This window comes from Novosphingobium kunmingense (assembly GCF_002813245.1).
Lineage (GTDB): Bacteria > Pseudomonadota > Alphaproteobacteria > Sphingomonadales > Sphingomonadaceae > Novosphingobium > Novosphingobium kunmingense.
The window spans coordinates 606,181-629,893 of the sequence record NZ_PHUF01000003.1 but is presented as its reverse complement, the minus strand read 5'-3'; the positions used below and the strand labels follow the sequence as shown (position 1 = coordinate 629,893).

Genomic DNA, 23,713 nt, shown 5'->3' with positions numbered 1-23,713 from the left:
CCGTGGCGATCGAGCCCAAGGTGCCCGCGGCCATCGTCTCGCGACACCAGGGCCTGGCCGAGATCGTCGCCACGCTCGATTCCTGGGGCTTCGACGTCGGGTCGGCGCGGATCTCGGTCTGGACGGTGCTGGTCGCCATTGTCGTCGTCGCCGCGCTGATCCTCTTCGCGCGGCATGCCAGCCGTGTCGTCGGCCGCCTGTTGGGGCGGATCACCGGCATCGACGCGGTGCAGCGGACCCTGGCGGAGAAGCTGTCGGGCATCGTGATCTGGGCCGTCGCGTTCTTCGTCGGGATCGACCTGCTCGGCATCAACCTGACCGCGCTGACCGTGTTCTCTGGCGCCTTCGGCCTCGCCATCGGATTCGGTCTGCAGAAGACCTTCGGCAACATGATCGCGGGGATCATCCTGCTGCTCGACCGCTCGATCAAGCCGGGTGACGTGATCGCGGTCAACGACGGGACCAATTCGGTGGTCGGCCAGGTCAGCCGCATCGGCATCCGCGCGGTTTCGGTCATCACCCGGGACAAGAAGGAGTTCCTGATCCCGAACGAGAACCTGATGGTCAACCAGGTCGAGAACTGGTCCTATTCCTCGCGCGATGTGCGTATCCGGGTGCCGGTCGGTATCGGCTATGGCAGCGACAGCGACCTTGCCGAGCGCCTGATGATCGAGGCTGCGCTGGAAACGCCGCGCGTCCTGCCCTTCCCCAAGCCGGTCGTCCTGCTGACCGGGTTCGGTGAGAACGCCCTGCAATGCGAGGTGCGCCTGTGGGTCGATGATCCCGAAGAAGGCGTCGGCAACGTGCGATCGGACCTGTTGAAGCGCGTCCTGGCCAGGTTCCGCGACAACGGCATCGCCCTGCCCCATCCGCAGCGCGATATTCACCTGCGCGACTGGCCGGTTTTGCGCGGCGAGCACGGCGGCGAAAGCTGATCTAGGGGTCGGCAAAGGCATTGTGGCTGGCGCGCGGGCAACCGCTTCGCCATCTGGCTGACCATGAGCAGCCCTGCATCTACAACCCCCGGAACGGTCTGGCTGGTCGGCGCCGGTCCCGGCGATCCCGACCTGCTGACGCTGCGCGCCGCGCGGCTGATCATGCGCGCCGGCCTGATCGTCCATGACGGGCTGGTCGATCTCGCGATCCTGGCCATGGCGCCGGCGAGCGCACGGTTGATCTCGGTCGCCAAGCACCGCGCCCGCCACACGATGCAGCAGGACGAAATCAACGCCCTGCTGGTGACAGAGGCGCAGAAGGGCCACGATGTGGTCCGCCTGAAGGGCGGCGATCCGTTCATTTTCGGCCGCGGCGGCGAAGAGGCCGAAGCCTGCCGCGCCGCCGGCGTTCCCTGCCAGGTCGTGCCCGGCATCAGCGCCGCGATCGGCGCGGCCGCTGCAGCGCAGCTTCCCCTCACCCACCGCCGGGCCGCCTCGGTCGTCAGCTTCGTTGCCGGCCAGTGCAAGGGCCTGTCCGACCAGAACTGGGCCGGGCTTGCCGGCGTCGGCCGCACGCTGGTGATCTACATGGGCGTCGCCACGGCCGAGTCGATTGCCGACAAGCTGATCGCCGATGGCCTGTCCCCGGCCATGCCCGTCGCCGTGATCGAGAACGCGACGCGGCCCGCGATGCGCGTGCTGCGCGCGCCCCTTGCGGGCCTGCCCTCCCTGATTGCGAGTGAACGGGTAAAGAGCCCGGCCGTGATCGTCATCGGCGAGGTCTGCGCCGAGCCCGACACCGAACAACTGCGCGCCCTGGCGCTGGAGGCTACGACGTGAAGATAAAGGCTACGACGTGAAGATACTGACCGGAAACGACCTCAAGACCGGGGCGGTTACCTGGTGGGACGGAGTGCAATGGTCGCTCCACGTCGAGGACGCGGTCGACGTCGGCGATCATGCCGACACCATCCTGGCGCGCGAAAGCGCGGCCCGCCGCGTCAACGCGGCCTATGCCGTCGACGCGACGAAAGAGCCCGAAGGCGTCCGCCCGGCGCACATCAAGGAACGCATCCGCGCACTGGGCCCGACCGTACGCATGGACCTGACATTGAAGCCGGCCGATCCCGAGGCCGGAACCTGGGTGATCTGATGTACAAGTACGACACATACGACCAGGCCATGGTCGACGCCCGCGTCGAGGAATTCCGCGACCAGGTGAAACGCCGCCTCGAAGGCCATATCACCGAGGACCAGTTCAAGCCGCTGCGGCTGATGAACGGGCTTTACCTCCAGCTTCACGCCTACATGCTGCGTGTCGCCGTTCCCTATGGCACGCTGTCGAGCGCGCAGATGCGCATGCTGGGCTATATCGCCGACAAGTACGATCGCGGCTATGGCCACTTCACCACCCGCCAGAACATCCAGTACAACTGGATCAAGCTGGAAGACGCGCCCGACATCCTGGCCGACCTCGCCAGCGTCGAGATGCACGCCATCCAGACCAGCGGCAACTGCATCCGCAACACCACCAGCGACCAGTACGCCGGGGCCGCCGCGGACGAGGTGATCGACCCGCGCCCCTATGCCGAACTGATCCGCCAGTGGAGCACCTTCCACCCCGAGTTTTCGTTCCTGCCCCGCAAGTTCAAGATGGCGGTGATCGCCAGCGACACCGATCGCGCCGCCATGCGCCTGCACGACATCGGCATTCAGCTGGTGAAGAACGATGCCGGCGAAGTGGGCGCCGCTTTCTATGTCGGCGGCGGCATGGGCCGGACCCCGATGGTCGCGCCCTGCATCAATCCCTTCGTGCCGATCGACCAGATGATAACCTATTCGGAGGCTTGCCTTCGGGTTTATAACCGATATGGACGGCGAGACAACAAGTACAAGGCGCGGATCAAGATCCTTGTCCACGAGCTGGGCAAGGACGAATACACCCGCCAGGTCGAAGCGGAGTTCGCCCACCTTCTGACCCAGGGGATCGAACCGCCGCTGGCCGAATTGCACCGGATCCAGGCCCAGTTCGCCGATCCGGCCTTCGAAGCCGGCGCCAGCGACGACCTGGATCGCAGCGATCCCGATTTCGCGCTGTGGGTCGACACCAATTGCGTCGTGCACAAGCAGCCTGGCTATATCGCCGTTACCATCAGCCTCAAGCCCGTTGGCGGCATTCCGGGCGATGCGAGCGCCGACCAGATCCGCCTGATGGCCGACCTTGCCCGCGACCACAGCTTCGACGAGCTGCGCGTCACCCACGCCCAGAACATCGTCCTGCCGCACGTCAAGAAGGCCGATCTCTATGGCCTGTGGCAGCAGCTGGATGCGGCAGGTCTCGGCACCGCGAACCTTGACCGGATCGGCGACATCATCGCCTGCCCGGGGCTCGACTATTGCAGCCTTGCCAACGCGCGCTCGATCCCGGTCGCGCAGAAAATCAGCGAACGCCTGTCGGACAGGAGCGAGGCGATCGGCGAGCTGAAGCTCAAGATCTCGGGCTGCATCAACGCCTGCGGCCACCACCACGCCGGCCACATCGGCATCCTGGGGGTCGATCGCAAGGGCGTCGAGAACTACCAGTTGCTGCTCGGCGGCTGCGAGGGCGCGGACACCTCGCTTGGCCAGATCACCGGCCCGGGCTTCGACGAGGACGGCATCGTCGACGCGGTCGAAAAGGCCACGGAAGTCTACCTTTCCACCCGTCAGGATGGCGAACGCTTCCTCGACACCTACCGCCGTATCGGCATGGCGCCGTTCAAGGAGGCGCTTTATGGCTGAGCCGCAGTTCCGGTTCCGCGACGACGAACCCGTCGGCGATCCCGCCGTCACGGTCGATTCCTTCGGTGAGCAGTCGAACGCCGCTGCCGTACGGATTGAGCCGGGCGACGACGCCCGCGACCTGCTGCCGCACCTCGACCGGATCCGTCTGGTCGAGGTGAACTTCCCGGTGTTCGGCGACGGGCGCGGTTATTCCGCAGCACGCCTACTGCGCGAAGCCGGCTATGCCGGGGAATTGCGTGCCGTAGGCGACGTGCTGGTCGACCAAATCGCGTTCATGCGCCGCTGCGGGTTCGATGCCTTTGCGCCCGACGTGCCGCTCAACCCCGCTGACGCCGAAGCCGCCTTTGCCCGCTTCGATCACGTCTACCAGCCGACCACCGACGGCCGCGCCCCGATCTGGGCCCTGCGCCATGGCTGAGCCGGCGCGCCGCATCGACGTGCTCGACACAGGACCCCGCTTCACCGCGGCGGATGCGGCTGCGCTCAACGCGCGCTTCGAAGGCAGTTCGACCAGCGAGATGCTGGCCGCCGTCATCAAGGAAGGCCTGGCGGGACGGATCGCGGTCGTCTCGAGCTTCGGCGCGGAAAGCGCCGTGCTGCTGCACCTGATCGCCTCGATCGATCCGGACGTGCCGGTGCTGTTCCTCGATACGGGCAAGCATTTCCCCGAAACGCTGGACTATCGCGACGAGCTGGTCAGCCGGCTGGGTATGACCAATCTGGTCAACCTGACGCCCGACGCCGAAAGCTTGGCCAAGAAGGACGAAACCGGTCTGCGCTGGTCCTACGATCCCGACGGCTGCTGCGAGATCCGCAAGGTCGAGCCGCTGGCCCGCTCCATGACCGGCTTCGATGCGACCTTCACCGGGCGCAAGGGCTTCCAGAGCAAAACCCGCACCGGCCTGGCCCGGTTCGAGATCGATACCAGCGACTCTGCCGGCCGCCTCAAGGTCAATCCGCTGGCCGACTGGTCGGCCGACCAGATCGCCGAATACTTCACCGCCACCGGACTGCCCGCCCATCCACTGGTCGAACAGGGCTATCCCTCGATCGGCTGCATGCCCTGCACCAGCAAGGTCGCCCCCGGCGAAGATCCGCGCTCGGGCCGCTGGCGCGGCTGGGACAAGACCGAATGCGGCATTCACACCGACGTGTCGCCGGTCACCGACCTGCCGCCTGGATACGATCCGGCGTTCTGACGTCTGCACGGCGGCCGCGCCGCGCAAAAAGCATTGCAAATCGCTACGGTTCGGTCCCTCCTGTCGCAAACAGGATCGAGGGAGAGCGAATCGTGAAGGACTTTGCGGGCAAGATCGCCGTGATCACCGGCGGCGGCACGGGCATGGGCCGCGAACTGGCCAAGGCACTGGCGGCTGAAGGCTGTTCTGTCGCCATCTGCGACATTTCCGAAGCCAACATGGCCGAAACCGCGCGTCTTTGCCAAGAGGCCGCGCCGCAGGGCACCAAGGTCAGCACCTTCCGCGCCGATGTCGCGATCGAGCAGGAAATGAACGCCTGGGCCGAAGCGGTGCGCCGCGATTTCGACACCGACAAGATCCACCTGCTGTTCAACAACGCCGGAATCGGCGGTGGCGGCAGCTTCGTTGCCGGCGATCGCAAGGCGTGGGAGCGCACCTTTGCAATCTGCTTCTACGGCGTGATCAACGGGGTGCGGGCCTTCCTGCCCCTACTGCAGAACGCAAGCGAGGGACACATCGTCAACACCTCCAGCGTCAACGGCTTCTGGGCCTCGCTCGGGCCGGGGCGGCCGCACACTGCCTATTCGGCGGCCAAGTTCGGCGTGAAGGGCTTTACCGAGGCGCTGATCGAAGATCTGCGCCTGCACGCGCCGCACATTTCCTGCTCGGTGGTCATGCCCGGTCACATCGGCACCGACATCGCGGGGAATTCCATGGCGATTCAGGGCGGCGTGTCGAACGAACTTCTGCTCGGCCTAGAGGCGATGGGCGTCGATACCAAGGCGCTCACCGATGAACAGATGATCGCCATGGCCAACGCGGGCTTCCGCGACAACGCTCCTACATCGGCGGCCAAGGCGGCGCAGATCATTCTCGATGGCGTCCGCGCGAATCGCTGGCGCATCCTGGTGGGCGAGGATGCGATCTTCCTCGACCAGTGTGTCCGGGCCGATCCCGAAGCGGCCTACACCCCGGAATTCCTCGATAGGCTGCACGCCGCCGGCCATCTGGTCCAGGCCGCATCGCGACAATAAGTCAGGCAAATCAGTGCCGAAATCGGACTGGGGCATGATTTAGCGCGCAGTGCAGCCCCAATGGTTGTATAACTCCGCACACGGGTAGCCATACGACTCGGCGCAAAGCCGGCGATGGATAGGGGTGATCTGCATGGTTCGATCCTGCGCGCCTGCCCGTCTTGGCAGGTTCTTTCCGGTTCTTCTGACAGCGTGGTTGCTGCCCGGCGCCCACGTGGCGATGGCCCGCGCCGCGTCCGAAGCGGCCGTGACCGAGGCGGCCGACGCCGATGCCGACTGGGGCGAGGAGCCTGCTGCAACGCCTGTTTCGCCAATTACCGTCGGCCGCGCGCTCGACCTCGTTGGTCGCCCGATCGACATCGTCGCCTCAACCCGCCGCCGCGATGCCCTCGAAGCCGCTGCACTCGGCATCAAGCCGCTTCTGGGCGGCGGCATCCTGCCGCGCGGCATGCCGGTCAGGGCCAGCTACATTTCCAGCGGCTTCGGCCTGCGCACCCATCCGGTGCTGGGCGCCCTGCGCGGGCATTCAGGCGTGGATCTGCCGGCGGCCGCGGGCTCACCGATCCGCGCCACGTTAGACGGCATGGTGGCCAGCGCCGGGTGGCGCGGCGGCTATGGCCTGGCAGTGCAGATCGATCACGGCAAGGGCATCGCCTCGCGCTATGCGCACATGTCGCGGATGGCGGTCTATCCGGGGCAGGCGGTGCGCAAGGGCGACGTGATCGGCTATGTCGGATCGACCGGCCTGTCGACCGGGCCGCACCTGCACTATGAAATCCGCGTCAACGGCGCGGCGGTAAACCCCTACAACACCCTGCGCTGACGTCCTGGCGCTAAAGCCAGCCCTTTTCGCGGTACCACCTGGCCGTGGCCTTGAGCCCGTCGCGGGTCGGCACCTGCGGGCGCCACAAGGCCGCGGGCGGGCGTGCGCCTTCGCCCACCACCCAGTCGGGATGGGTCATGTAGCCGACCCGGTCGAGCGTCAGCTTGGCCTTGTCGCGGCGCAGCAGGCGGTCAGCCTTGGCAACCTTTTCCAGCGCGCCGCGCGACAGGTGCAACACCTTCGGCCGGCGGCCCATCGCCCAGCCGATCGCGCGGGCCAGTTCGTAATGGGTCCAGCCGCCCTTGTGCCCATCATCGGGTTCGAACACCTGGTGCGTCACGCCCTCACCGCCCGGCACCAGCGCCAGCAGCAGGCGTGCCAGATCGTCGACGTGGATCAGCGAGGAGCGGCCTTCTTCGGGCGGCACGGGCATCAGGCCCAGCCGGGCAAGCTTGAACATCTCGAGGTATTCGGTGTCGCGCGGACCATAGATCCCGGGCGGTCGCACCACCGTCCAGTCGAGCGGGCTGGCCATGACCAGCTTCTCCCCGCGCGCCTTGCTGGCACCATAAGCCGACAGGTCGGGTTCGCGAGCGGAGAGCGATGAGACATGGACGAAGCGCGGCACGCCTTCGGCGAGCGCCGCTTCGAGGAGGTTGAGTGTGCCGGAGACGTTACCCGCTTCGAAGCCTGCGGCATCGGCCGCGTTGACCACGCCTGCGATGTGCACAACCGCTTCCGCCCCCCGGACCAGTTCGCGCAGACGGTCGGTCGCGGCAAGGTCGCCGGCGACCCATTCGACGTGATCGCGGGCCGGCTGGCTGCGGCGCGCCAGCGCGCGCACCTCGACCCCCGCCTGCCCGGCGCGGTCGAGCAGCGCCTGACCGACGAAGCCGGTCGCCCCTGTCACAGCCAGCGTCACAGCACTACCATCTGGTCGCGGTGAACCACGGCGGAGCGCGGAGCGTAGCCGAGAATCGCGGCGTGATCGCCCGATTGCCGTCCCATCAGCCGCGCGCATTCCACCGCGTCGTATTCGGCAAGTCCGTGGGCCAGCGTCGCGCCAGCCTCGTCGCGAACAGCGACCGCATCGCCGCGCTGAAATTCGCCTTCGACCCGGGCGATTCCGGCGGCGAGCAGGCTCGACCCCCGGGACAGCGCCCGCGCCGCGCCGGCATCGACCACCAAGGCGCCCTTCAGCCGCAGCCGTCCGCCCAGCCAGGCCTTGCGTCCCGCATCCTTGCGCCGGGCGAGGAACAGTGTCCCCACGCCCTGCTGCGTCGCCCGTGCGATCGGCGCGTCGTGGAGGCCCGAGGCGATCGCCAGCGCGATGCCCGCGCGCTCGGCGATCTCGGCGGCCTGGAGCTTGCTGGTCATCCCGCCGGAACCCATGCCCGACGAACTGCCGCCGCTGGCCATGGCGTGGACCTCGGCGGTCACGCCCTTGACCTCGGGCAGCAGGACAGCGGCCGGATCGGAGGGATTGCGATCGTAGAGCCCGTCGACGTCGGACAGCAGCAGCACCGCGCTGGCCTGCGCCGCCTGGGCCACGCGCGCAGCCAGCCTGTCGTTGTCGCCAAAGCGGATTTCCTGCGTCGCGACGCTGTCGTTCTCGTTGATCACCGGCACGGCACCGGCATCGAGCAGACGCGTCAGCGTCGCCGTGGCGTTGAGGTAGCGCCGACGGTCCTCCAGATCCTCGAGCGTGAGCAGCAGCTGCGCCGCAGTCAGCCCGTGGATGCCGAGCAGTTCGGCCCACAGCCCCGACAGCGCGATCTGCCCGACGGCGGCGGCGGCTTGCGCATCGGCCAGGCTGCCGCGCCCGCCCCTGTCGAGCCCGAGCCGCGCCGCGCCGAGCGCGATCGAACCCGAAGACACCACGATTATCCGTTGCCCGCGCGCGGCAGCGGCGGCGATCTCGGCCACCAGCCCCTGGAGCCAGTCGCGCCGCACCCCGTCGTTGCCGACGAGCAGCGACGAGCCGACCTTGACCACCAGCAGCGGACAGGCGGACAAATCGGCCAGATCGGAAAGGCGCGCGATCGTCATGTCAGTGCGCTTACGCAATTGCCGCCGCGATGCAACAGGGGGTTGAACCTCCATGGAACGAACAGTGTTTGCGACGTGACCTTTCGCGGTCTCGGCACTGGCGAAACACCTGAAAACACGGTGCTTGGCGGCAGTGCGAGGGGGCATGGCATCGCCGTTGACCTGTGAATTTCGATTTCGGGACGGTGAAGCCGGAGGGATTGGCGCATCGCTTTCCCCTGCCGGTTTGCGGCCGGCCAGCAAAGCACGCGTGAGACACCGCGACCGACGGGCGGGCTCGGTCGATGCCGACGCGCCGACGCGCGAGCGCTTCCTAGCGAATCCGTCGAAACAGGCACCAATTGAAGGATTGGACCGCACCCCACGGCGTGACATGGTCCTCGAGCCAGGTGTCCGTCAGTTCGAAGCGGTCGCCCAGTTGCCTCGCGAGACCGGCCGCGTCATAGCGCTGCACCGGCAGGCCGCTGCACTTTTCCGGTCCATCCAGCGCGAAGGTTGCGATGATGACATGGCTACCCGTGGCGGTGCCCTGCAACAAGGCCCTCTGGTAGGCCTCGCGCTGCTCCTGCTCGGTCAGGAAGTGAAAGACCGCGCGGTCATGCCACACGTCGAAGGTGCGTTCCGGCACCCATTCGGTAATGTCTTCCGCCACCCAGTTGACCATGTCGGCAAGGTGACCGAGCCGGGCTTTCGCGGTGTCCAGCGCGGGCGCGGCGATGTCCAGAACGGTAAGGTCCTGCCACCCTTGCGCAAGCAGGGCATCCACCAGGTTGGACGCGCCGCCACCCACGTCGACCAGCGATGAGGCCGGCACCGCTCCCGCGTGGGCCAGGGCGCGAAGCGAAGGGGCGGGCGCATGCTGATACCAACTGACGTCAGTGGGCGACTTGCCCGTGTAGACCGCGTCCCAGTGTTCGTGCCGGTCAGTGCCTGTCATGATCCCTGCTTACCCTTCGATGGGGCCGGCCTGGCGCTCCCCCCGCGAAAGCCGAACACGGCGTGACACGGCGGAGTCCGGCCCGGTATTCCCAAGATCTAGACCGGCGACCACGGTCGGTCGTCGCCTTCTTCCTGTTCGCCGTCGGGCCGTTCGGTTACCGTGGCAGCCGGAAGGTGGGCAATCACGGCGTCGAGCAAGGCGTCCATGCCCTTGCCGGTGGCGCCCGAAATCGGAAAGACCTTGTCCGCGCCGGCCGCTTTCAGTTCCTTGATGAAGGCGTTGACCAGTTCGCGGTCGACCGTATCGATTTTGTTCAAGGCGATCAGCCGCGGTTTGTCGACGAGGCCGCCGCCATAGGCTTCGAGCTCGTCCTCGACGATGGCCAATGCCTCGGCCGGATCGGTGCCGTTGATGTCGATCAGATGGATCAGCACGCGGCAGCGCTCGATATGGCCGAGGAACCGGTCGCCCACCCCGGCGCCGTCGGCCGCACCTTCGATGAGGCCGGGAATGTCGGCCAGCACGAACTCGCGGTTCTTGTGGCGCACCACGCCCAGTTGCGGGCGCAGTGTGGTGAAGGCGTAGTCGCCGACCTTGGCATTGGTGTTAGTGATCTGGTTGATGAAGGTCGACTTGCCGGCGTTGGGCAAGCCGACAAGGCCCGCGTCGGCCAGCAGCTTGAGCCGAAGCCAGACGTACATTTCCTCGAACGGCATGCCAGGCTGGTGCTGGCGCGGGGCGCGGTTGGTGCTGGTCTTGTAGCTGGCGTTGCCCCGCCCGCCGAGCCCGCCTTCGAGCAGTGTGACGCGCTGGCCCGCCTCGGTCAGGTCGGCCAGAACGGTCTCGCGGTCCTCGTCCGATATGACCTGCGTGCCCAGCGGCACCTTGATAACCAGGTCCTTGCCCGCTGCACCGTTGCGGTTCTTGCCCGATCCGTGAACGCCGCGCTGCGCCTTGAAGTGCTGGGTATAGCGAAAGTCGATCAGGGTGTTGAGGCCGGGCACGGCCTCGAAAATGATGTCGCCGCCCTTGCCGCCGTTGCCGCCATCGGGCCCGCCGTATTCGACGTACTTTTCCCGCCGGAACGAAACCGCTCCGGGCCCGCCCGCGCCCGAACGAATGTAGATCTTGGCCTGGTCGAGAAAATGCATGGAACGCGCACTAGCTTATAAGAGAGGAAATGTCGCGCGCGGTAGATGGGCACTGGTGGAGCCGAGGGGGATCGAACCCCTGACCTCGTCATTGCGAACGACGCGCTCTCCCATCTGAGCTACGGCCCCGTTCCAGTGCGAGCAAAAGAGGGCGGAATTTCCGCCCTCTCACGCGAGCGGCCCCATTAGCGGAGTGGCCGCAGGCTTTAAAGCGCAAATTTGACCTGTCCCGAAAAAGCCTAGCCGCCGACGTTCCGGGGAGTTTCGACGACCAGGCTTCCCGGTACCGCATCCTTGCCCCAGCGGGCCTCCCACGCGGCCATGTCGGTGTGATACTGGTCGAAGCGCTTGAAGAAATCGTCGAACACGATCTCAAGGCTCGGCAGCGAGCGGATTGCAAAGGCGTTCAAATCCGCGGCCTTGACCGTGGGCAACTCGCGACTGACCGCCAGTGCGGCGTTGCAGAACGCCGGCTTGACCGGCGGAATGGAGAAGTGGTTGTAGACCTCGGTCATGTACTTTTCGCGGGCCTTGATGAACCCGGTGCCGTACTTGGCCTTCCATTCGCCATCGATTTTCGCGTTGATGGCGCGCAGACCCTTGGCGTGGCTCTTAAGGAGCAGCTTGTAGTTGGTCAGAACCTCCGCATGCTCGGCATCGCGGCAGTTGAGCGCCGCGACGTTCAGGCCGGAGCGCAGGTTCCACACCATTTGCGAGGGCGAGATGTTGCGGTTGACGCTGACGCGCAGGCCATCGGCTCCGATCGGGGGGTAGGCAAGCGTCGGCGTGGCCCATTCCGGGGTTGTCGGCTTCCACGCCACGTAGATCTGCTTGGGCGGAGGAGGCGGCGGCGGCGGCGCAGGCTTCTTCTTGCCGGCCATGGCCGGACTGGCGAGCGACAGCGACGCGGCGATCCCGCCGACCAGCACGGCGACCGATCCCAGCCTGATGATTTTCGATACTTGCGAACCCATGATCCCTCTTGTCCCCGACTTGCGACCGGCTTTCAAAATACCGGTTTGTGCCTTGCTGCAGGCTTAAGCAGTTCTAGCCTTGCCGCGCATCAATGAAAATGCCCGGCGCTTCGCAGGAAGCGCCGGGCACGATTGTCCGTTCTTGGCTTGCGTTCAGCGGCGGTCGCCGAGGAAGCTCAGCAGGAACTGGAACATGTTCACGAAGTCGAGATAGAGCGACAGGGCGCCCAGGATCACGACCTTGCCGGCCATGTCGGTTCCGGCCACCTGGTAGTAGGTGTCACGCAGGCGCTGCGTGTCCCAGGCGGTCAGCCCCGCGAAGATCAGCACGCCCAGGATCGAAATCGCGATCTGGAGCGGGCCCGACTGCAGGAACAGGTTGAGCAGCGAGGCCAGGATGATGCCGATCAGGCCCATCATCAGGAAGCTGCCCATTGCCGACAGGTTGCGCTTCGTGGTGTAGCCATAGAGGCTCAGACCCGCGAAGGCGCCAGCGGTGGCGAAGAAGGTCGTGGCGATCGACGGGCCGGTATAGACCAGCAGGATCGCCGACAGCGACAGGCCCATGACCGCGCAGAACGACCAGAACATCAGCTTCAGCGTGCCTTCGTCGCGGCGCGGACTGAAGAAGAAGATGAAGGCCAGCGGCGCAAGCGCGATAACCCAGCGCAGCGGCGTGTTGAAGACCTGTGCGGCCAGACCCGACACCACGAACAGCAGCGCGACGATGCCCGAAAGCAACACGCCCGACGCCATGTAGTTGTAGATCGACAGCATATAGCGACGCAGACCCTGGTCACGCGCGTCCGCTCCCAGAACCTGGCCGTTGAGGACAGGCCCCGAGCCGAACTGCGTGCGGGTCGACTGCGGATCGTTCCAGTCAGCCATGATAAGTCAAACTCCCTTGCGCCCAACAGCGGGCGACAAGGGGCAATATCGTGGGTCTGCCCCGCGCTTTCAAGCAAAACCGGACAAGCGGCGCTGTAACGATTTGTAACGCCTCAGCCGCGCGCGGCGGCGGCCATCTCGGCGTTGCGGTCGCGCGCGGCGCGCAGGGTCGCCTCGACGAGGCGCTTGAGCGCCTGTTCGTGGTCGAGGACGTCGAGCCCCTTCTGCGTGCTGCCGCCGGGGCTCGCCACGCGCCGCGCCAGTTCGGCCGGGCCGTATTCGGAGCTTGCAGCAAGCAGCGCCGCGCCCTCGACCGTGGCGATTGCCAGGCGCTCGGCCTGCGCCGGATCGAGACCCAACGCCGCCGCGCCCTCGGCGAGCGCTTCGATGAAGCGGTAGACGAAACCCGGTCCCGATCCCGACAGCGCGGTGACCAGATCGAAGTCGGCCTCGCTCACCAGCCATTCGACCGGCCCGAGGTGCCGCATCAGCACGGCGAGCGCCGCGCCCCTGTCGCCATCGACGCCGCGACCGAACAGCGCGATCGGCGACTTGCCGATAGCCGCGGCGAGGTTGGGCATGATCCGCAGGAGCCCGCCCGCGCCAGAAAACCGCGCGGCAAGGCTGTCGAGTTCGACCCCTGCAAGGATCGACATGAGCACGCAGTCCGCGCCGATCACGGGGGCGAGAACGGGGGCGACCTCGTCCAGCATCTGCGGCTTGACGCCGAGCAGCACCGCATCGAACGCTTCGTCCGGCAGCGCGCGCAGCAAGCGGACGCCATCGGGCGCGGCGGCAAGGTAGGGATCGACCACCGTGAAGGCCCGCGCCGGGAAGCCGCCCCTGAGCCAGCCCGCCAGCATGGCGCCGCCCATGTTGCCGCAGCCGTAGATCAGGATCCTGTCGATAGTCATGATCGCACCTGTTCAGGCCGCGTGCCCGAAAGTCCAGCGCGAACTGTCAGGCTTCGCCCGCCGCATCGACCAGCGCGCTGGTGAGCGCGTCGGCTGGGCTCTTGTCGCCCCACAAGACGAACTGGAACGCGGGGTAGAACCGGTCGCATTCCTCGACCGCCGCTTCGACCGCGACCTGCGCCTGGGCCAGGCTGAGCAGGCCATCATCGCCCAGCAGCAGCCCGTGGCGATAGAGCAGCACGGACCCGTTGGACCACACGTCGAAATGCCCGACCCAGAGCTGCTCGTTGACCAGCGCCAGCAGTTCGTAAACCGCCTGACGCTTGTCGTCCGGGATACGGATGTCGGGCAGGCACAGCAGCTGCAGGACGTGATCCTCGCGCCGCCAGACACCGCGAACGGTGTAGCTGGCCCAGCTGCCCTTGATCTCGCCCGACATTTCGTCGTCGTTGACGAACTCGCACGGCCATCCGCGCGCCTCGAACAGGCTGGCGAGCATGTCGACGGGTGCAGCGTCGTCATCGTCCCGGTAGTCGTCGCGGTTGCCCTGCATCATGGATCACGGAATGCGTCGGCAAGGGCCGAAAGGACAATGCGCGGTTAACGCGCCGTTGCGCAAAACTCGACAAGCCTGTTCACAAAGTGTGGAAAAGGGGTGGAAACGGCCCAGCCCCATTGGCTCAGGTGCCCGGCAGCGGATCGACGTCCTGACCGGCAGGACTGTTGAACATGAAGGCCCCGCTCAGCCCGGCCTTCTTCACCTGCGCCAGGAACGCGTTCGCCTGCGCCGAGCTCTCGAAGGGCCCGGTCAGCAGACGGTTGGCCTGCCCCCACTGCGTGGTGTAGGCCTTGCGCCCCTTGAGCACGGCCTCATCCTTGACCAGCTTGCGCCAGTCGAAGGCGAGTGCCTTCTTGTCGCGGCCCGTGGCGACCTGCACCCAGTAGCGGCTGGGCGAGGCCTTTTCCCTGGCCTTGGCGTCCTTCGCATCCTTGGCGGCCTGGGCCTTGGGATCGAGCTTGCACTGGGTCGCGGCGGCTTTGCCCTTGGGGACCGGCGCGGCCTTGCCCCTGGCGGCCGGCTTTACCGGTTCGCAAGTTGCATCGGCCAGTTTGGCAGTCTTGGGATCGACGACTTTGGCGGGTGCAGCCGCCTTGATCTTGCGCAAGTCGACCGCGCCGGCCTTGGGTTCTGCCTCACGGCTTGGCGGCGTCAGGTCAGCAAAGACCTCGGCAAGGCTGCGCGGCCGTGCCGGTGCGGCAGGCCGGGGCGCAACTGGCACCGGCGCGGCGGCGACTGGAGCGGGCGCCGGGGGCGGGGCAGCGGCGACCGCGGGTACAGCTGGGGTCGAGGGGTTGAGTTCGAAGGCGCTGCCGGCTGGATCGAGCGTTGCGAAGCCGGGCTCGCTGCGCGGCGATGCCGGAGCGGGCGCGACGGTCGGCGGGGGCGCAACAGGCGTCGGGGTCGTCACCTGGGCCGGCGTTGGCCCGAACGTGTAGGGGCTCGACGTTGTCGCTGCCGAGGCGGCGACCGCAACCGGCTTCGACGTGGCGGGAGCGTTCGTGACCCTTGCCGGCGCAATAGCAGGAGCCTGGGTGACGGCGACTGCTGGAGCGGGCGACTGCGCCGGACGGAGGGGCGGCAGTTCTCCAGTCGGCAGGGGAGCGGGAGCAGCGGCAGCGACGGTGGCCAGGGGCGGCGCGGCCGTCACCGGCGCCGGCTGCTCGCGCCGACGGTCGCGCGACCGGCGATCCGAGCGCTGCGCGGCTGCGGCGGCGACCGTGGCGCGGCTCGGCGTCGCGCTCGCCGCGACCGGACGGGTGCGCACCAGCGCAGCCAGTTGCGGATCGTCCCGGCCGATTTCGGCCGCCCGGGGAAAGCGCCCCAGATTGGCGGCGGAGGCCTGCTGCGCCGGGGTCAGCCGGGTCATGTAGCGCAGGTAATTGGTCATCGCCGCGGCCATGTCGGCCGGCATCGTCGACTTGGCGATCGATTCCGCTTCCGCCGCCTGGCCGAGGATGGCCAGGGCAAAGGCGCGGGTGCGCCACGCCGCCTTGTCCTGGCGTTGCAGCAGCGGCCCCAGCGTCACTTCCATGCCGCGCCGGTCGCCGGCGATAGCCTGGCTCAGCGCGAGGCGGCGGCTGGTCTCGTCGTTGGGACCGGCCATGAGGGCTTCATGGTAGTAGCGCTGCGCGGTCACCGCGTCGCCGACCATGTCGAAGGCGAGCCCCCGGTCGGCGGTGCGTGCCGCGTCGATCAGGCCCAGCTTTTCGGCAGCGTCGAACAATGGGATAGCGCTTGCAGCGTCGCCGGTCACCGCATAGGCGCCGGCGAGGCCGGCCTTTATCCGAACCGTGTTCGGGGAAAGTGCGTCGGCCTTCTGGTAGAAGCCGATCGCCGCTTCGCCATCGCCGGCTGCCATCGAAGCGATGCCGGCTTCAACCAGCGCATCGACATCGCGGGGATTGCGCGCCAGCCGGCCAAGCGCGGCATTGAGCCGTGCCCCTTCGCTGCCGGGCGCCGACTGGATCGCCGGCCGGCCAACCTGCGCCGCCAGGGGTGCTGCGCCGGCCATGACCAGTCCCGCTGCAGCAGGAACAAGGACAAGGACCAAAGAACGAACTGGGGGCATCGCCATTTCTGCAATTGACCGCCGGACTGGCCGCTGTTCGTGGCGGGTAGCCCCCCCTGCCTTAACCCTGCACGAACGGTGCGACCCGGCCCGGGCGGCGCTGGTTACTGGTTGTTCTGCCGCCCAAGGAAGCGCGGGATGCTGAGCGAGGGGCCATCATTGCCGGTCTCGTCCTCATCCTCGTCTTCGTCGGCCGAGGTGCGGCCGCCGCGCGACAGGTTGGCCATGCGTTCGAACAGCGTCGCCCCGGCACCCGAGCGACCACCGCCGGCCGGAGGCGCGGCGGGAGCTGGAGCGGGGGCGTAGGCCTGCGGCTCTGCCACGGGCAGGTCACCCGCTTCAGCATCGTCGCTTTCGTTCGCGACCAGTCCGCGGCGACGGCCGGGAAGCGCTCCACCCAGGGGACCGTCCTCCTCGTGCAGGCGCGACGCGTCGAGCAGCAGTTCGTCACCGTTGCCCGAGGTTGACACCGGCGCATCCTCAACGCCGTCGCCCACATTGGCCGAGGCCAGGTCGAGTTCATAGGGCTCGTCCGCCGGAGCGGGAGACGCCGCCGGGGCCGACCAGCTGTTATCGGCCGGCGCCGGGGCGGGTTCGGCCTCGGGCTCTACGGGAGCGGCCGCTTCGATCGGCGCGGGGCGCTCGAACAACGGCTCGGGCGCGGCAACCGGCGCAACAGGCGGCGCAGCCACTGCCGGGCGGACCGGTCCGCGCGAGGCGGCAAGGTTGATCGGGCGCGCGGCCTGCTCGGCCATTTCGGCGCTCTGCTCGATCCCGGTGGCGACCACCGAGACGCGGATCTTGCCCTGCAGGTCCGGGTTGAACGCGCTGCCCCAGATGATGTTGGCATTGGGATCGACCAGGTCGCGGATGTGGTTGGCCGCTTCGTCGACTTCGAGCAGCTTCATGTCATCGCCGCCGATGATCGAGATGATCACGCCCTTCGCGCCCTGCATCGACACGCCGTCGAGCAGCGGATTGGCGATGGCCTTTTCGGCGGCTTCGAGGGCACGGTTGGTGCCCTCGCCCTCGCCCGTGCCCATCATCGCCTTGCCCATTTCGGCCATGACCGAACGCACGTCGGCAAAGTCGAGGTTGATGAGGCCCGGCATGACCATCAGATCGGTGATCGAGCGCACGCCCTGCTGGAGCACTTCGTCGGCAAGCTGGAACGCTTCCTTGAAGGTCGTTTCGGCCTTGGCCACCAGGAACAGGTTCTGGTTGGGAATGACGATCAGGGTATCGACGTGCTTCTGCAGCTCCTCGATCCCGGAATCGGCACTGCGCATCCGGCGCGTACCCTCGAACAGGAAGGGCTTGGTGACCACGCCAACGGTCAGCACACCCTTTTCGCGCGCCGCCTTGGCCACGACCGGAGCCGCGCCGGTACCCGTGCCGCCGCCCATGCCCGCGGCGATGAAGCACATGTGCACCCCGTCGAGCGCGCGGTCGATGTCGGCAAGCGTTTCCTCGGCCGCCGCACGGCCCACTTCGGGGCGCGACCCGGCGCCCAGACCCTGGGTGATGTCCGGCCCGAGCTGGATGCGGTGTTCGGCGATCGAGTTGTTGAGCGCCTGGGCGTCAGTATTCGCGACGATGAAATCGACGCCCTCGATGCCCGCCGTGATCATGTTGGCAATCGCGTTGCCGCCGGCGCCGCCCACCCCGATGACAGTGATGCGGGGACGCAGCTCTTCCACAGCCGGCGGTCCGATATTGATGCTCATGGCGCTCTCCAGTCAGGCACGCAAATGCAGAAAATCCAATTCGCCGGGTTCTTGCACGGTTCGATTCGGCGAATCAAAGTCAAATTAACCTTTCTCCACAGGCGCCGGCCGAAACTGCACCTAGAAATACTCCTTCACCGCGCGCAACACGCGGTTGACCAGTCCCACACCGCTGTAACGGAAGGTTTCCTGGTGACGCGTCCCGAGCGAGCGGATGTCGATCGGATCGGCCGCGGCATAAAGCACGAGGCCCGCCAGGGTGGAGAAACCGGGGGTGGCGTGAGCTTCGGCAAGGCCCTTGATATGGATCGGCTTGCCGATCCTGACCGGCTTGCCGAGCGCGGCCTGGGCATAGTCGGCAAGGCCCGCCAGTTCGGCTCCGCCGCCGGTCAGCACCACGAGCTGCCCGCGCTGTCCGGTAAAGCCCAAGCCCTTCAGCGCCTTGTTCACTTCCTCCATCCAGCGGCCGAGGTGCGCGGTGATGACCGAGACCAGTTCGGCGCGCGGCACGCGGTTCTTGTCGTCGGCGTGGCGCGCCATCGGCCCGGCGCCTTCCTCGCCCGGCGCGTTGACCGGTATCATCTCGCGGTGATCGGCCGGGCTGGCGATCGCCGAGCCGTGGACGCACTTCAGCCGTTCGGCCTGGAAGCGGCGGATGCCGAAGGCGCTGGCCACGGCATCGGTGATGTCGCCCGACCCCATCGGAATGGTGACGAGGCCCAGCAGCATCCCTGCCGCATAGACCGAGACGTTGGTCACCTCGGCCCCGAACTCGACCAGCGCAACGCCCAGTTCGCGTTCCTCGGCGGTCAGGCAGGCGTGGCCGGCCGCAATCGGCGATCCCACCACCGCCTCGACGTCGAGGTGGGCGTTCTGCACCGCTTCGGTGATGTTGCGGATCGGCGCGCCGTCGGCCAGCATGACGTGAATATCGACGCCGAGCCGTTCGGCGTGAAGCCCCTTGGGATCGGACACGCCGTCTGCCCCGTCGAGCGTGTAGTGCGCGGGCTGGGCGTGGAGGACCATGCGCCCGTCGGGCTGGATCACGTCGCGCGCGGCGATCAGGAGATGCTCGATGTCCTCCTGCTCGATCCGGCGGCCGCCGATATCGACCTCGACCTGCGCGACCTGGCTGGCCAGCCCCGCCCCCGAAGCGCCGATCCACACGCTGGTCACTGCCGTATTGGCGATCTTTTCCGCGCGCTCGACCGCGTCGCGCACCGCAAAGGTCGCGGCCTGCATGTCGGTAACGTAACCGCGCTTGATCCCTTGGGCGGCGCGGTGGAAGGATCCGAGGACGACCATCTCGCCCGTTTCGGTCAGCCCGGCGACCATCGCCGAGATCCGGAACGAGCCGATGTTGACGGCTCCGAACACCTTCGCGATCCGTGGCTGCGCCATCAGTTGGCATCCCCCTGCTTGTCCGTCGACTTCGCCTCGTCGCTCTTGGACTTTGGCGCATCGGCCGCGCTGGCAGTCTTCGCGGCAGGCCTCGCCGCCGCCGCCGCCGGCGGCAGTTCGACCTGGTCGGTGCGGTTGGCGAGACGGAAATAGATCCGGTCCGGCGCGCGCATGTCGAAGGCGGTGACCTTGCCCCCCAGCAGGCGGTTCACCCCGTCGAGCCGGGCGAAGGTCATCAGCGCCTTGGGCGCCGCCCGGTCGCCTTGCGGCAAGGCCAGGACCTGGCCGGTCTTGAACGTCAGGTTCCAGCGCCGGTTACCGACCCATTCGGCCTCCGCAACCTGCGGCTTGAGCGCCGGGGCGGCGTCGAGCAGCGTGTTCAGCGCTTCCACCTGCTGGCCAGCGCCGGGACCGCCGATCACCAGCTTACCCTTGGCGCGTGCGGCGGAGACCGCCTGCAATTCGTGCCCGGTCGCGTCGATCAGCACGTACTTGTCGGCCTTGCGCAGCACGGCGGCGGGTTTGCGTTCGACGATGTCGATCGCCAGTGTGTCGGGTAGCTGCCGCGACACGCGCGCATCCTCGACCCACGGCAGTTCGATCAGCTTTTCGCGCAAGGCATGGATATCGACCAGCGGCATGGCGCGGTGGTTGTCGGCCAGGGCGAGCTGGTAGACCTTGAGTTCGTTGAGGTTCTTGGTGCCAGTCACTTCGACGCGGCGTACCTCGTAGCCGGCGTCGTGGCTGATCGCGGCCAGTTGCTGCTGCGCCATGGCCGGCACCCCGGCAAAGCTGGCGACCATCCACGCCAGCACGACGGCCAGCCCGAGAATCGCCGCCAGGAAGATGCGGTGCAACTGCGCCTCGCTGAACGGGATCCAGTTCATCACCGCGTCCATCGCCGAGCCCGTGCGGGCCCTCGCCGCGCGGACCTGGCGCGCCTTGCCTTCGCGCGCCGCAGTCCTGCGGACGCTCTTGCCGCCGCGCTTGATCGTCTGGCTCATTGGCCCGCCTGCCTGGCGGCCAGCGCGTCCTCGATGATCATTTCGACCAGTTCGCCATAGCTGATGCCCAGGTGCCGGGCCTGTTCGGGCACCAGGCTGAGCGGCGTCATGCCCGGCTGGGTGTTGGTTTCGAGCACGAACAGCCCTTCGACGCCGCGTTCATCGTCCCAGCGGAAATCGGTGCGGCTGCAGCCCTTGCAGCCGAGCAGCCGGTGCGCGCGCAGGGCGAGGTCGAGGCAGGCCTTGGTGATTTCGTCCGGGATCTGCGCCGGGCAGACGTGCTCGGTCATGCCGTCGGTGTACTTGCTGTCGAAATCGTAGAAGCCCGACTTGGGCTTGAGTTCGGTCACCAGCAGCGCGCGGTCGCCCAGCACGGCGGTCGTCAGTTCGCGCCCGCGGATATAGGGTTCGGCCAGCAGCCGGTCGAATTCCTTCCACGGCCCCTTGGCCTCGCGGCTGATCGGGTTGCCGTAATTTCCTTCCTTGGTGACGATGGCAACCCCGACCGAGGAGCCTTCGTTTACCGGTTTGAGCACATAGGGCCGTTTCAGCGGGTCCTTCTCGTAGATCTCGGCCGTATCGACGATCCGCCCGCCGGGCATCGGGATGCCGTGGGGGACCAGCGCCTGCTTGGTCAGTTCCTTGTCGATCGCGATGACCGAGGTGACCATGCCGGAATGGGTGTAGGTCAGACCCATGAGGTCCATCAGGCCTTGCACGGTGCCATCTTCGCCTGGCGTGCCGTGCAGCGCGTTGAACACTACATCGGGCGCCGCTTCGGCCAGCTTCTGGGCGACGTCGCGGCCCATGTCGATGCGGGTCACCTTGTGGCCGCGCTCTTCCAGCGCCGTGGCCACGCCTTCGCCGCTCATCAGCGAGACCGGCCGTTCGTTCGACCATCCGCCCATCAGGACCGCGACATGAAGCTTGGCAAGGCTCACTTGATACCTACTCTCTGAATTTCCCATTCGAGCGTCACGCCCGATTTCTCTTTCACCCGGCGCCGCACTTCCTCGCCCAGGGCCTCGATATCGGTGCTGGTCGCATCGCCCGTGTTGAGCAGGAAGTTGGTGTGCTTTTCGCTGACCTGCGCCCCGCCCCGCGTCAGCCCGCGGCAGCCGGCCTCATCGACAAGTTGCCAGGCCTTGTGACCCTCGGGGTTCTTGAAAGTGCTGCCGCCGGTCTTCGAGCGCAGCGGCTGGCTCGCCTCGCGGCTGGCGGAGATGCGGTCCATCTCGGCCTGGATATCCTCGCTCTTGCCGGGGCGCCCCTTGAACCGCGCCGCGACGACGATCGCGCCGTCGGGCAGTTCGGAATGGCGGTAGGTGTAGCCAAGTTCAGCCACCGGCAGGGTGCGGAGCGAACCATCGCGCATGACCACGTCGCAATCGACCAGGATATCCTTCACCTCGCCGCCATAGGCACCGCCGTTCATCCGTACGAAGCCGCCGACCGTGCCGGGAATCGAGCGCAGGAATTCCAGCCCGGCGATGCCGTTATCACGGGCCGTCGACGACACGAGGATGCCCGAAGCGCCCGCGCCGCAATCGAGCGTCAGGTCGGCGCTATTCGTCACCTTGGCGAAGGCCTTGCCCAACCGCACCACCACGCCCGGCACCCCGCCATCGCGCACGATCAGGTTGGAGCCGAGCCCCAGCGCCATGACCGGCACGGCCGGATCGAGGTCGCGCAGAAAAGTCTGCAGGTCGGCACGGTCCCTGGGCTCGAACAGCCACTGCGCGGCGCCGCCCGACTTGAACCAGACCAGCGGCGCCAGCGGGGCCTGCGCGGTCAGCTTGCCCTCGACCTTGGGCAGCGTATCGGCCATCATGCCGCCCTCCGCCGGGCGACGGCGTCGGCAAGTCCCGCGGCCCACTTGGTGATGTCGCCTGCGCCGAGGCAGACGATCATGTCGCCCGGCTGAACCGTCGCGGCCAAGGCGTCGGCCAGGGCATCGGGGCCGGAAATCGTCTGCGCGGAACGGTGGCCGCGCTCCTTCATGCCGAAAACCATTGCCGCGCTGTCGATGCCCTCGATCGGCGTTTCGCCCGCGGCATAGACCGGGGCGGCATAGACCACGTCGGCATCGTTGAAGGCTGCGGAAAAGTCTTCCATGTGGTCGCGCAGCCGGGTGAAACGGTGCGGCTGGACGACGGCGATCACCCGGCCCGTGCCTACCCCCTCGCGCGCGGCGGACAGGACTGCGCGGATCTCGACCGGGTGGTGGCCGTAATCGTCGATCACGCTGGCGCCGGCGACTTCGCCGACCTTGGTGAAGCGGCGCTTGACCCCGGTGAACTTCTTGAAGCCGTTGCAGATCAGGTCGTCGGAAATGCCCATCTCGACCGCGACCGCCACGGCGGCCAGCGCGTTCTGGACGTTGTGGCGCCCGGGCATCGGCAGGTCGATGCCTTCGATGCGGCGAAAGCTGCCGTCGCGTTCGCGAATCGCGACGTCGAAGCGGTTGCCGCCGGGATAGGGCGTCACGTTCTCCCCGCGTACGTCGGCCTGGGCGGAAAAGCCGTAGGTCACGACGCGGCGGTCGCGGATCTTGGGAATGATCGCCTGAACCTCGGCGTGGTCGATACACAGGACCGCGCAGCCATAGAAGGGCACGTTCTCGATGAACTCGACGAAGGCTTCCTTGATCGCGTCGAAGGTGCCGTAGTGCTCGAGGTGCTCGGGATCGATGTTGGTGACGATCGCGATGGTGCCATCGAGGCGCAGGAACGAGCCGTCGCTTTCGTCTGCTTCGACGACCATCCATTCGCTTTCGCCAAGCCGAGCGTTGGACCCATACGAGTTGATGATCCCGCCGTTGATGACCGTGGGATCGACCCCGCCAGAGTCTAGCAGCGCGGCGACCAGGCTGGTCGTGGTGGTCTTGCCGTGAGTCCCGGCGACCGCCACGGTGCGCTTCAGCCGCATCAGCTCGGCCAGCATTTCGGCGCGGCGAACCACGGGAATGCGTTGTTCGAGCGCGGCGGCGACTTCCGGGTTGTCGCGCTTGACCGCAGTCGAGGTCACCACCACCGCCGCATCGCCGAGATTTTCGGCCGCGTGGCCGATCATCACCTTGATTCCGCGCTTGCGCAGCCCATCGACAACGTAACCCTCGGCAATGTCCGAGCCCTGCACGGTATAGCCTAGATTATTCATCACTTCGGCAATGCCGGACATGCCGATGCCGCCGATCCCGACAAAGTGGATCGTGCCGATATCGGTGGGCATCCGCCCGCCGCCCGACTGGCGCAGCGCCT

23 protein-coding genes and 1 tRNA gene are annotated in these 23,713 nt (G+C 67.2%); 8 read left to right on the top strand and 16 right to left on the bottom strand.

The window, feature by feature from the left end; translation table 11 throughout:
* Positions 1-2 precede the first annotated feature (2 nt).
* The 8 genes from B0I00_RS09090 (at position 3) to B0I00_RS09055 (ending at position 6,775) form a co-directional block, all read left to right on the top strand.
* Positions 3-935, top strand: coding sequence for a mechanosensitive ion channel family protein (locus B0I00_RS09090; protein ID WP_232730176.1), 933 nt, complete (start codon positions 3-5; stop codon positions 933-935).
* Positions 936-998: 63 nt separating this feature from the next.
* Entirely contained in the window at positions 999-1,775 is a 777-nt protein-coding gene (cobA, locus tag B0I00_RS09085) for a uroporphyrinogen-III C-methyltransferase (protein WP_100867044.1), read from the top strand.
* A gap of 16 nt (positions 1,776-1,791) precedes the next feature.
* On the top strand, positions 1,792-2,088 hold the full coding sequence (locus B0I00_RS09080) for a DUF2849 domain-containing protein (protein WP_100867043.1): 297 nt from the start codon (positions 1,792-1,794) through the stop codon (positions 2,086-2,088).
* Positions 2,088-3,716: a nitrite/sulfite reductase gene (locus B0I00_RS09075; protein WP_100867042.1), complete on the top strand. Its 1,629-nt coding sequence runs from the start codon at positions 2,088-2,090 to the stop codon at positions 3,714-3,716. The genes B0I00_RS09080 and B0I00_RS09075 overlap by 1 nt, the downstream gene beginning before the upstream one ends.
* Positions 3,709-4,137: a DUF934 domain-containing protein gene (locus B0I00_RS09070; RefSeq protein WP_100867041.1), complete on the top strand. Its 429-nt coding sequence runs from the start codon at positions 3,709-3,711 to the stop codon at positions 4,135-4,137. Before B0I00_RS09075 ends, B0I00_RS09070 begins: the two co-directional genes overlap by 8 nt.
* On the top strand, positions 4,130-4,918 hold the full coding sequence (locus tag B0I00_RS09065) for a phosphoadenylyl-sulfate reductase (protein WP_100867040.1): 789 nt from the start codon (positions 4,130-4,132) through the stop codon (positions 4,916-4,918). The genes B0I00_RS09070 and B0I00_RS09065 overlap by 8 nt, the downstream gene beginning before the upstream one ends.
* Before the next feature lie 92 nt (positions 4,919-5,010).
* On the top strand, positions 5,011-5,952 hold the full coding sequence (locus B0I00_RS09060) for an SDR family NAD(P)-dependent oxidoreductase (RefSeq protein WP_100867039.1): 942 nt from the start codon (positions 5,011-5,013) through the stop codon (positions 5,950-5,952).
* Between the two features lie 220 nt (positions 5,953-6,172).
* Positions 6,173-6,775, top strand: a complete 603-nt coding sequence (locus tag B0I00_RS09055) for a M23 family metallopeptidase (protein ID WP_100867179.1) — start codon at positions 6,173-6,175, stop codon at positions 6,773-6,775.
* 10 nt (positions 6,776-6,785) lie between these two features.
* On the opposite strand, the gene B0I00_RS09050 is transcribed toward B0I00_RS09055, so the two are convergent.
* From B0I00_RS09050 to murC, 16 genes are all read right to left on the bottom strand, one after another.
* Positions 6,786-7,697 (bottom strand): NAD-dependent epimerase/dehydratase family protein, encoded by a 912-nt coding sequence (locus tag B0I00_RS09050; RefSeq protein WP_232730175.1) that lies wholly within the window; start codon positions 7,695-7,697, stop codon positions 6,786-6,788.
* Positions 7,694-8,824: a glutamate 5-kinase gene (gene proB, locus B0I00_RS09045; protein WP_100867038.1), complete on the bottom strand. Its 1,131-nt coding sequence runs from the start codon at positions 8,822-8,824 to the stop codon at positions 7,694-7,696. Before proB ends, B0I00_RS09050 begins: the two co-directional genes overlap by 4 nt.
* A gap of 313 nt (positions 8,825-9,137) precedes the next feature.
* Complete coding sequence (locus B0I00_RS09040) at positions 9,138-9,761, bottom strand: class I SAM-dependent methyltransferase (RefSeq protein ID WP_100867037.1); 624 nt, start codon at positions 9,759-9,761, stop codon at positions 9,138-9,140.
* Positions 9,762-9,859: 98 nt separating this feature from the next.
* Positions 9,860-10,915, bottom strand: coding sequence for a GTPase ObgE (gene obgE, locus B0I00_RS09035; protein WP_100867036.1), 1,056 nt, complete (start codon positions 10,913-10,915; stop codon positions 9,860-9,862).
* Positions 10,916-10,968: 53 nt separating this feature from the next.
* Positions 10,969-11,044, bottom strand: a tRNA-Ala gene (locus B0I00_RS09030).
* A gap of 110 nt (positions 11,045-11,154) precedes the next feature.
* Positions 11,155-11,889, bottom strand: coding sequence for a hypothetical protein (locus tag B0I00_RS09025; protein ID WP_100867035.1), 735 nt, complete (start codon positions 11,887-11,889; stop codon positions 11,155-11,157).
* Between the two features lie 153 nt (positions 11,890-12,042).
* The gene (locus B0I00_RS09020; RefSeq protein ID WP_100867034.1) at positions 12,043-12,777 is read right to left on the bottom strand and encodes a Bax inhibitor-1/YccA family protein; all 735 of its coding nucleotides are present in this window, start codon (positions 12,775-12,777) and stop codon (positions 12,043-12,045) included.
* Positions 12,778-12,890: 113 nt separating this feature from the next.
* On the bottom strand, positions 12,891-13,691 hold the full coding sequence (locus tag B0I00_RS09015; RefSeq protein WP_100867033.1) for a pyrroline-5-carboxylate reductase family protein: 801 nt from the start codon (positions 13,689-13,691) through the stop codon (positions 12,891-12,893).
* Positions 13,692-13,737: 46 nt separating this feature from the next.
* Positions 13,738-14,247, bottom strand: a complete 510-nt coding sequence (locus B0I00_RS09010) for a type III secretion system chaperone family protein (protein ID WP_100867032.1) — start codon at positions 14,245-14,247, stop codon at positions 13,738-13,740.
* 124 nt (positions 14,248-14,371) lie between these two features.
* Positions 14,372-16,264: an SPOR domain-containing protein gene (locus B0I00_RS09005; protein WP_100867031.1), complete on the bottom strand. Its 1,893-nt coding sequence runs from the start codon at positions 16,262-16,264 to the stop codon at positions 14,372-14,374.
* Positions 16,265-16,425: 161 nt separating this feature from the next.
* Positions 16,426-18,048 carry a cell division protein FtsZ gene (gene ftsZ, locus B0I00_RS09000; RefSeq protein ID WP_100867030.1) on the bottom strand — a complete coding sequence of 541 codons (1,623 nt, stop codon included), beginning with the start codon at positions 18,046-18,048 and terminating at the stop codon, positions 16,426-16,428.
* 120 nt (positions 18,049-18,168) lie between these two features.
* Positions 18,169-19,449: a cell division protein FtsA gene (gene ftsA, locus B0I00_RS08995; RefSeq protein ID WP_100867029.1), complete on the bottom strand. Its 1,281-nt coding sequence runs from the start codon at positions 19,447-19,449 to the stop codon at positions 18,169-18,171.
* The gene (locus B0I00_RS08990; protein WP_100867028.1) at positions 19,449-20,453 is read right to left on the bottom strand and encodes a cell division protein FtsQ/DivIB; all 1,005 of its coding nucleotides are present in this window, start codon (positions 20,451-20,453) and stop codon (positions 19,449-19,451) included. The genes ftsA and B0I00_RS08990 overlap by 1 nt, the downstream gene beginning before the upstream one ends.
* Positions 20,450-21,394, bottom strand: a complete 945-nt coding sequence (locus tag B0I00_RS08985) for a D-alanine--D-alanine ligase (protein WP_100867027.1) — start codon at positions 21,392-21,394, stop codon at positions 20,450-20,452. Before B0I00_RS08985 ends, B0I00_RS08990 begins: the two co-directional genes overlap by 4 nt.
* A complete protein-coding gene (gene murB, locus B0I00_RS08980; RefSeq protein WP_408635224.1) occupies positions 21,391-22,284 on the bottom strand; it encodes a UDP-N-acetylmuramate dehydrogenase in 894 nt (297 codons plus the stop codon). Before murB ends, B0I00_RS08985 begins: the two co-directional genes overlap by 4 nt.
* Entirely contained in the window at positions 22,281-23,684 is a 1,404-nt protein-coding gene (gene murC / locus B0I00_RS08975) for a UDP-N-acetylmuramate--L-alanine ligase (RefSeq protein ID WP_100867177.1), read from the bottom strand. Before murC ends, murB begins: the two co-directional genes overlap by 4 nt.
* Positions 23,685-23,713: the final 29 nt, after the last annotated feature.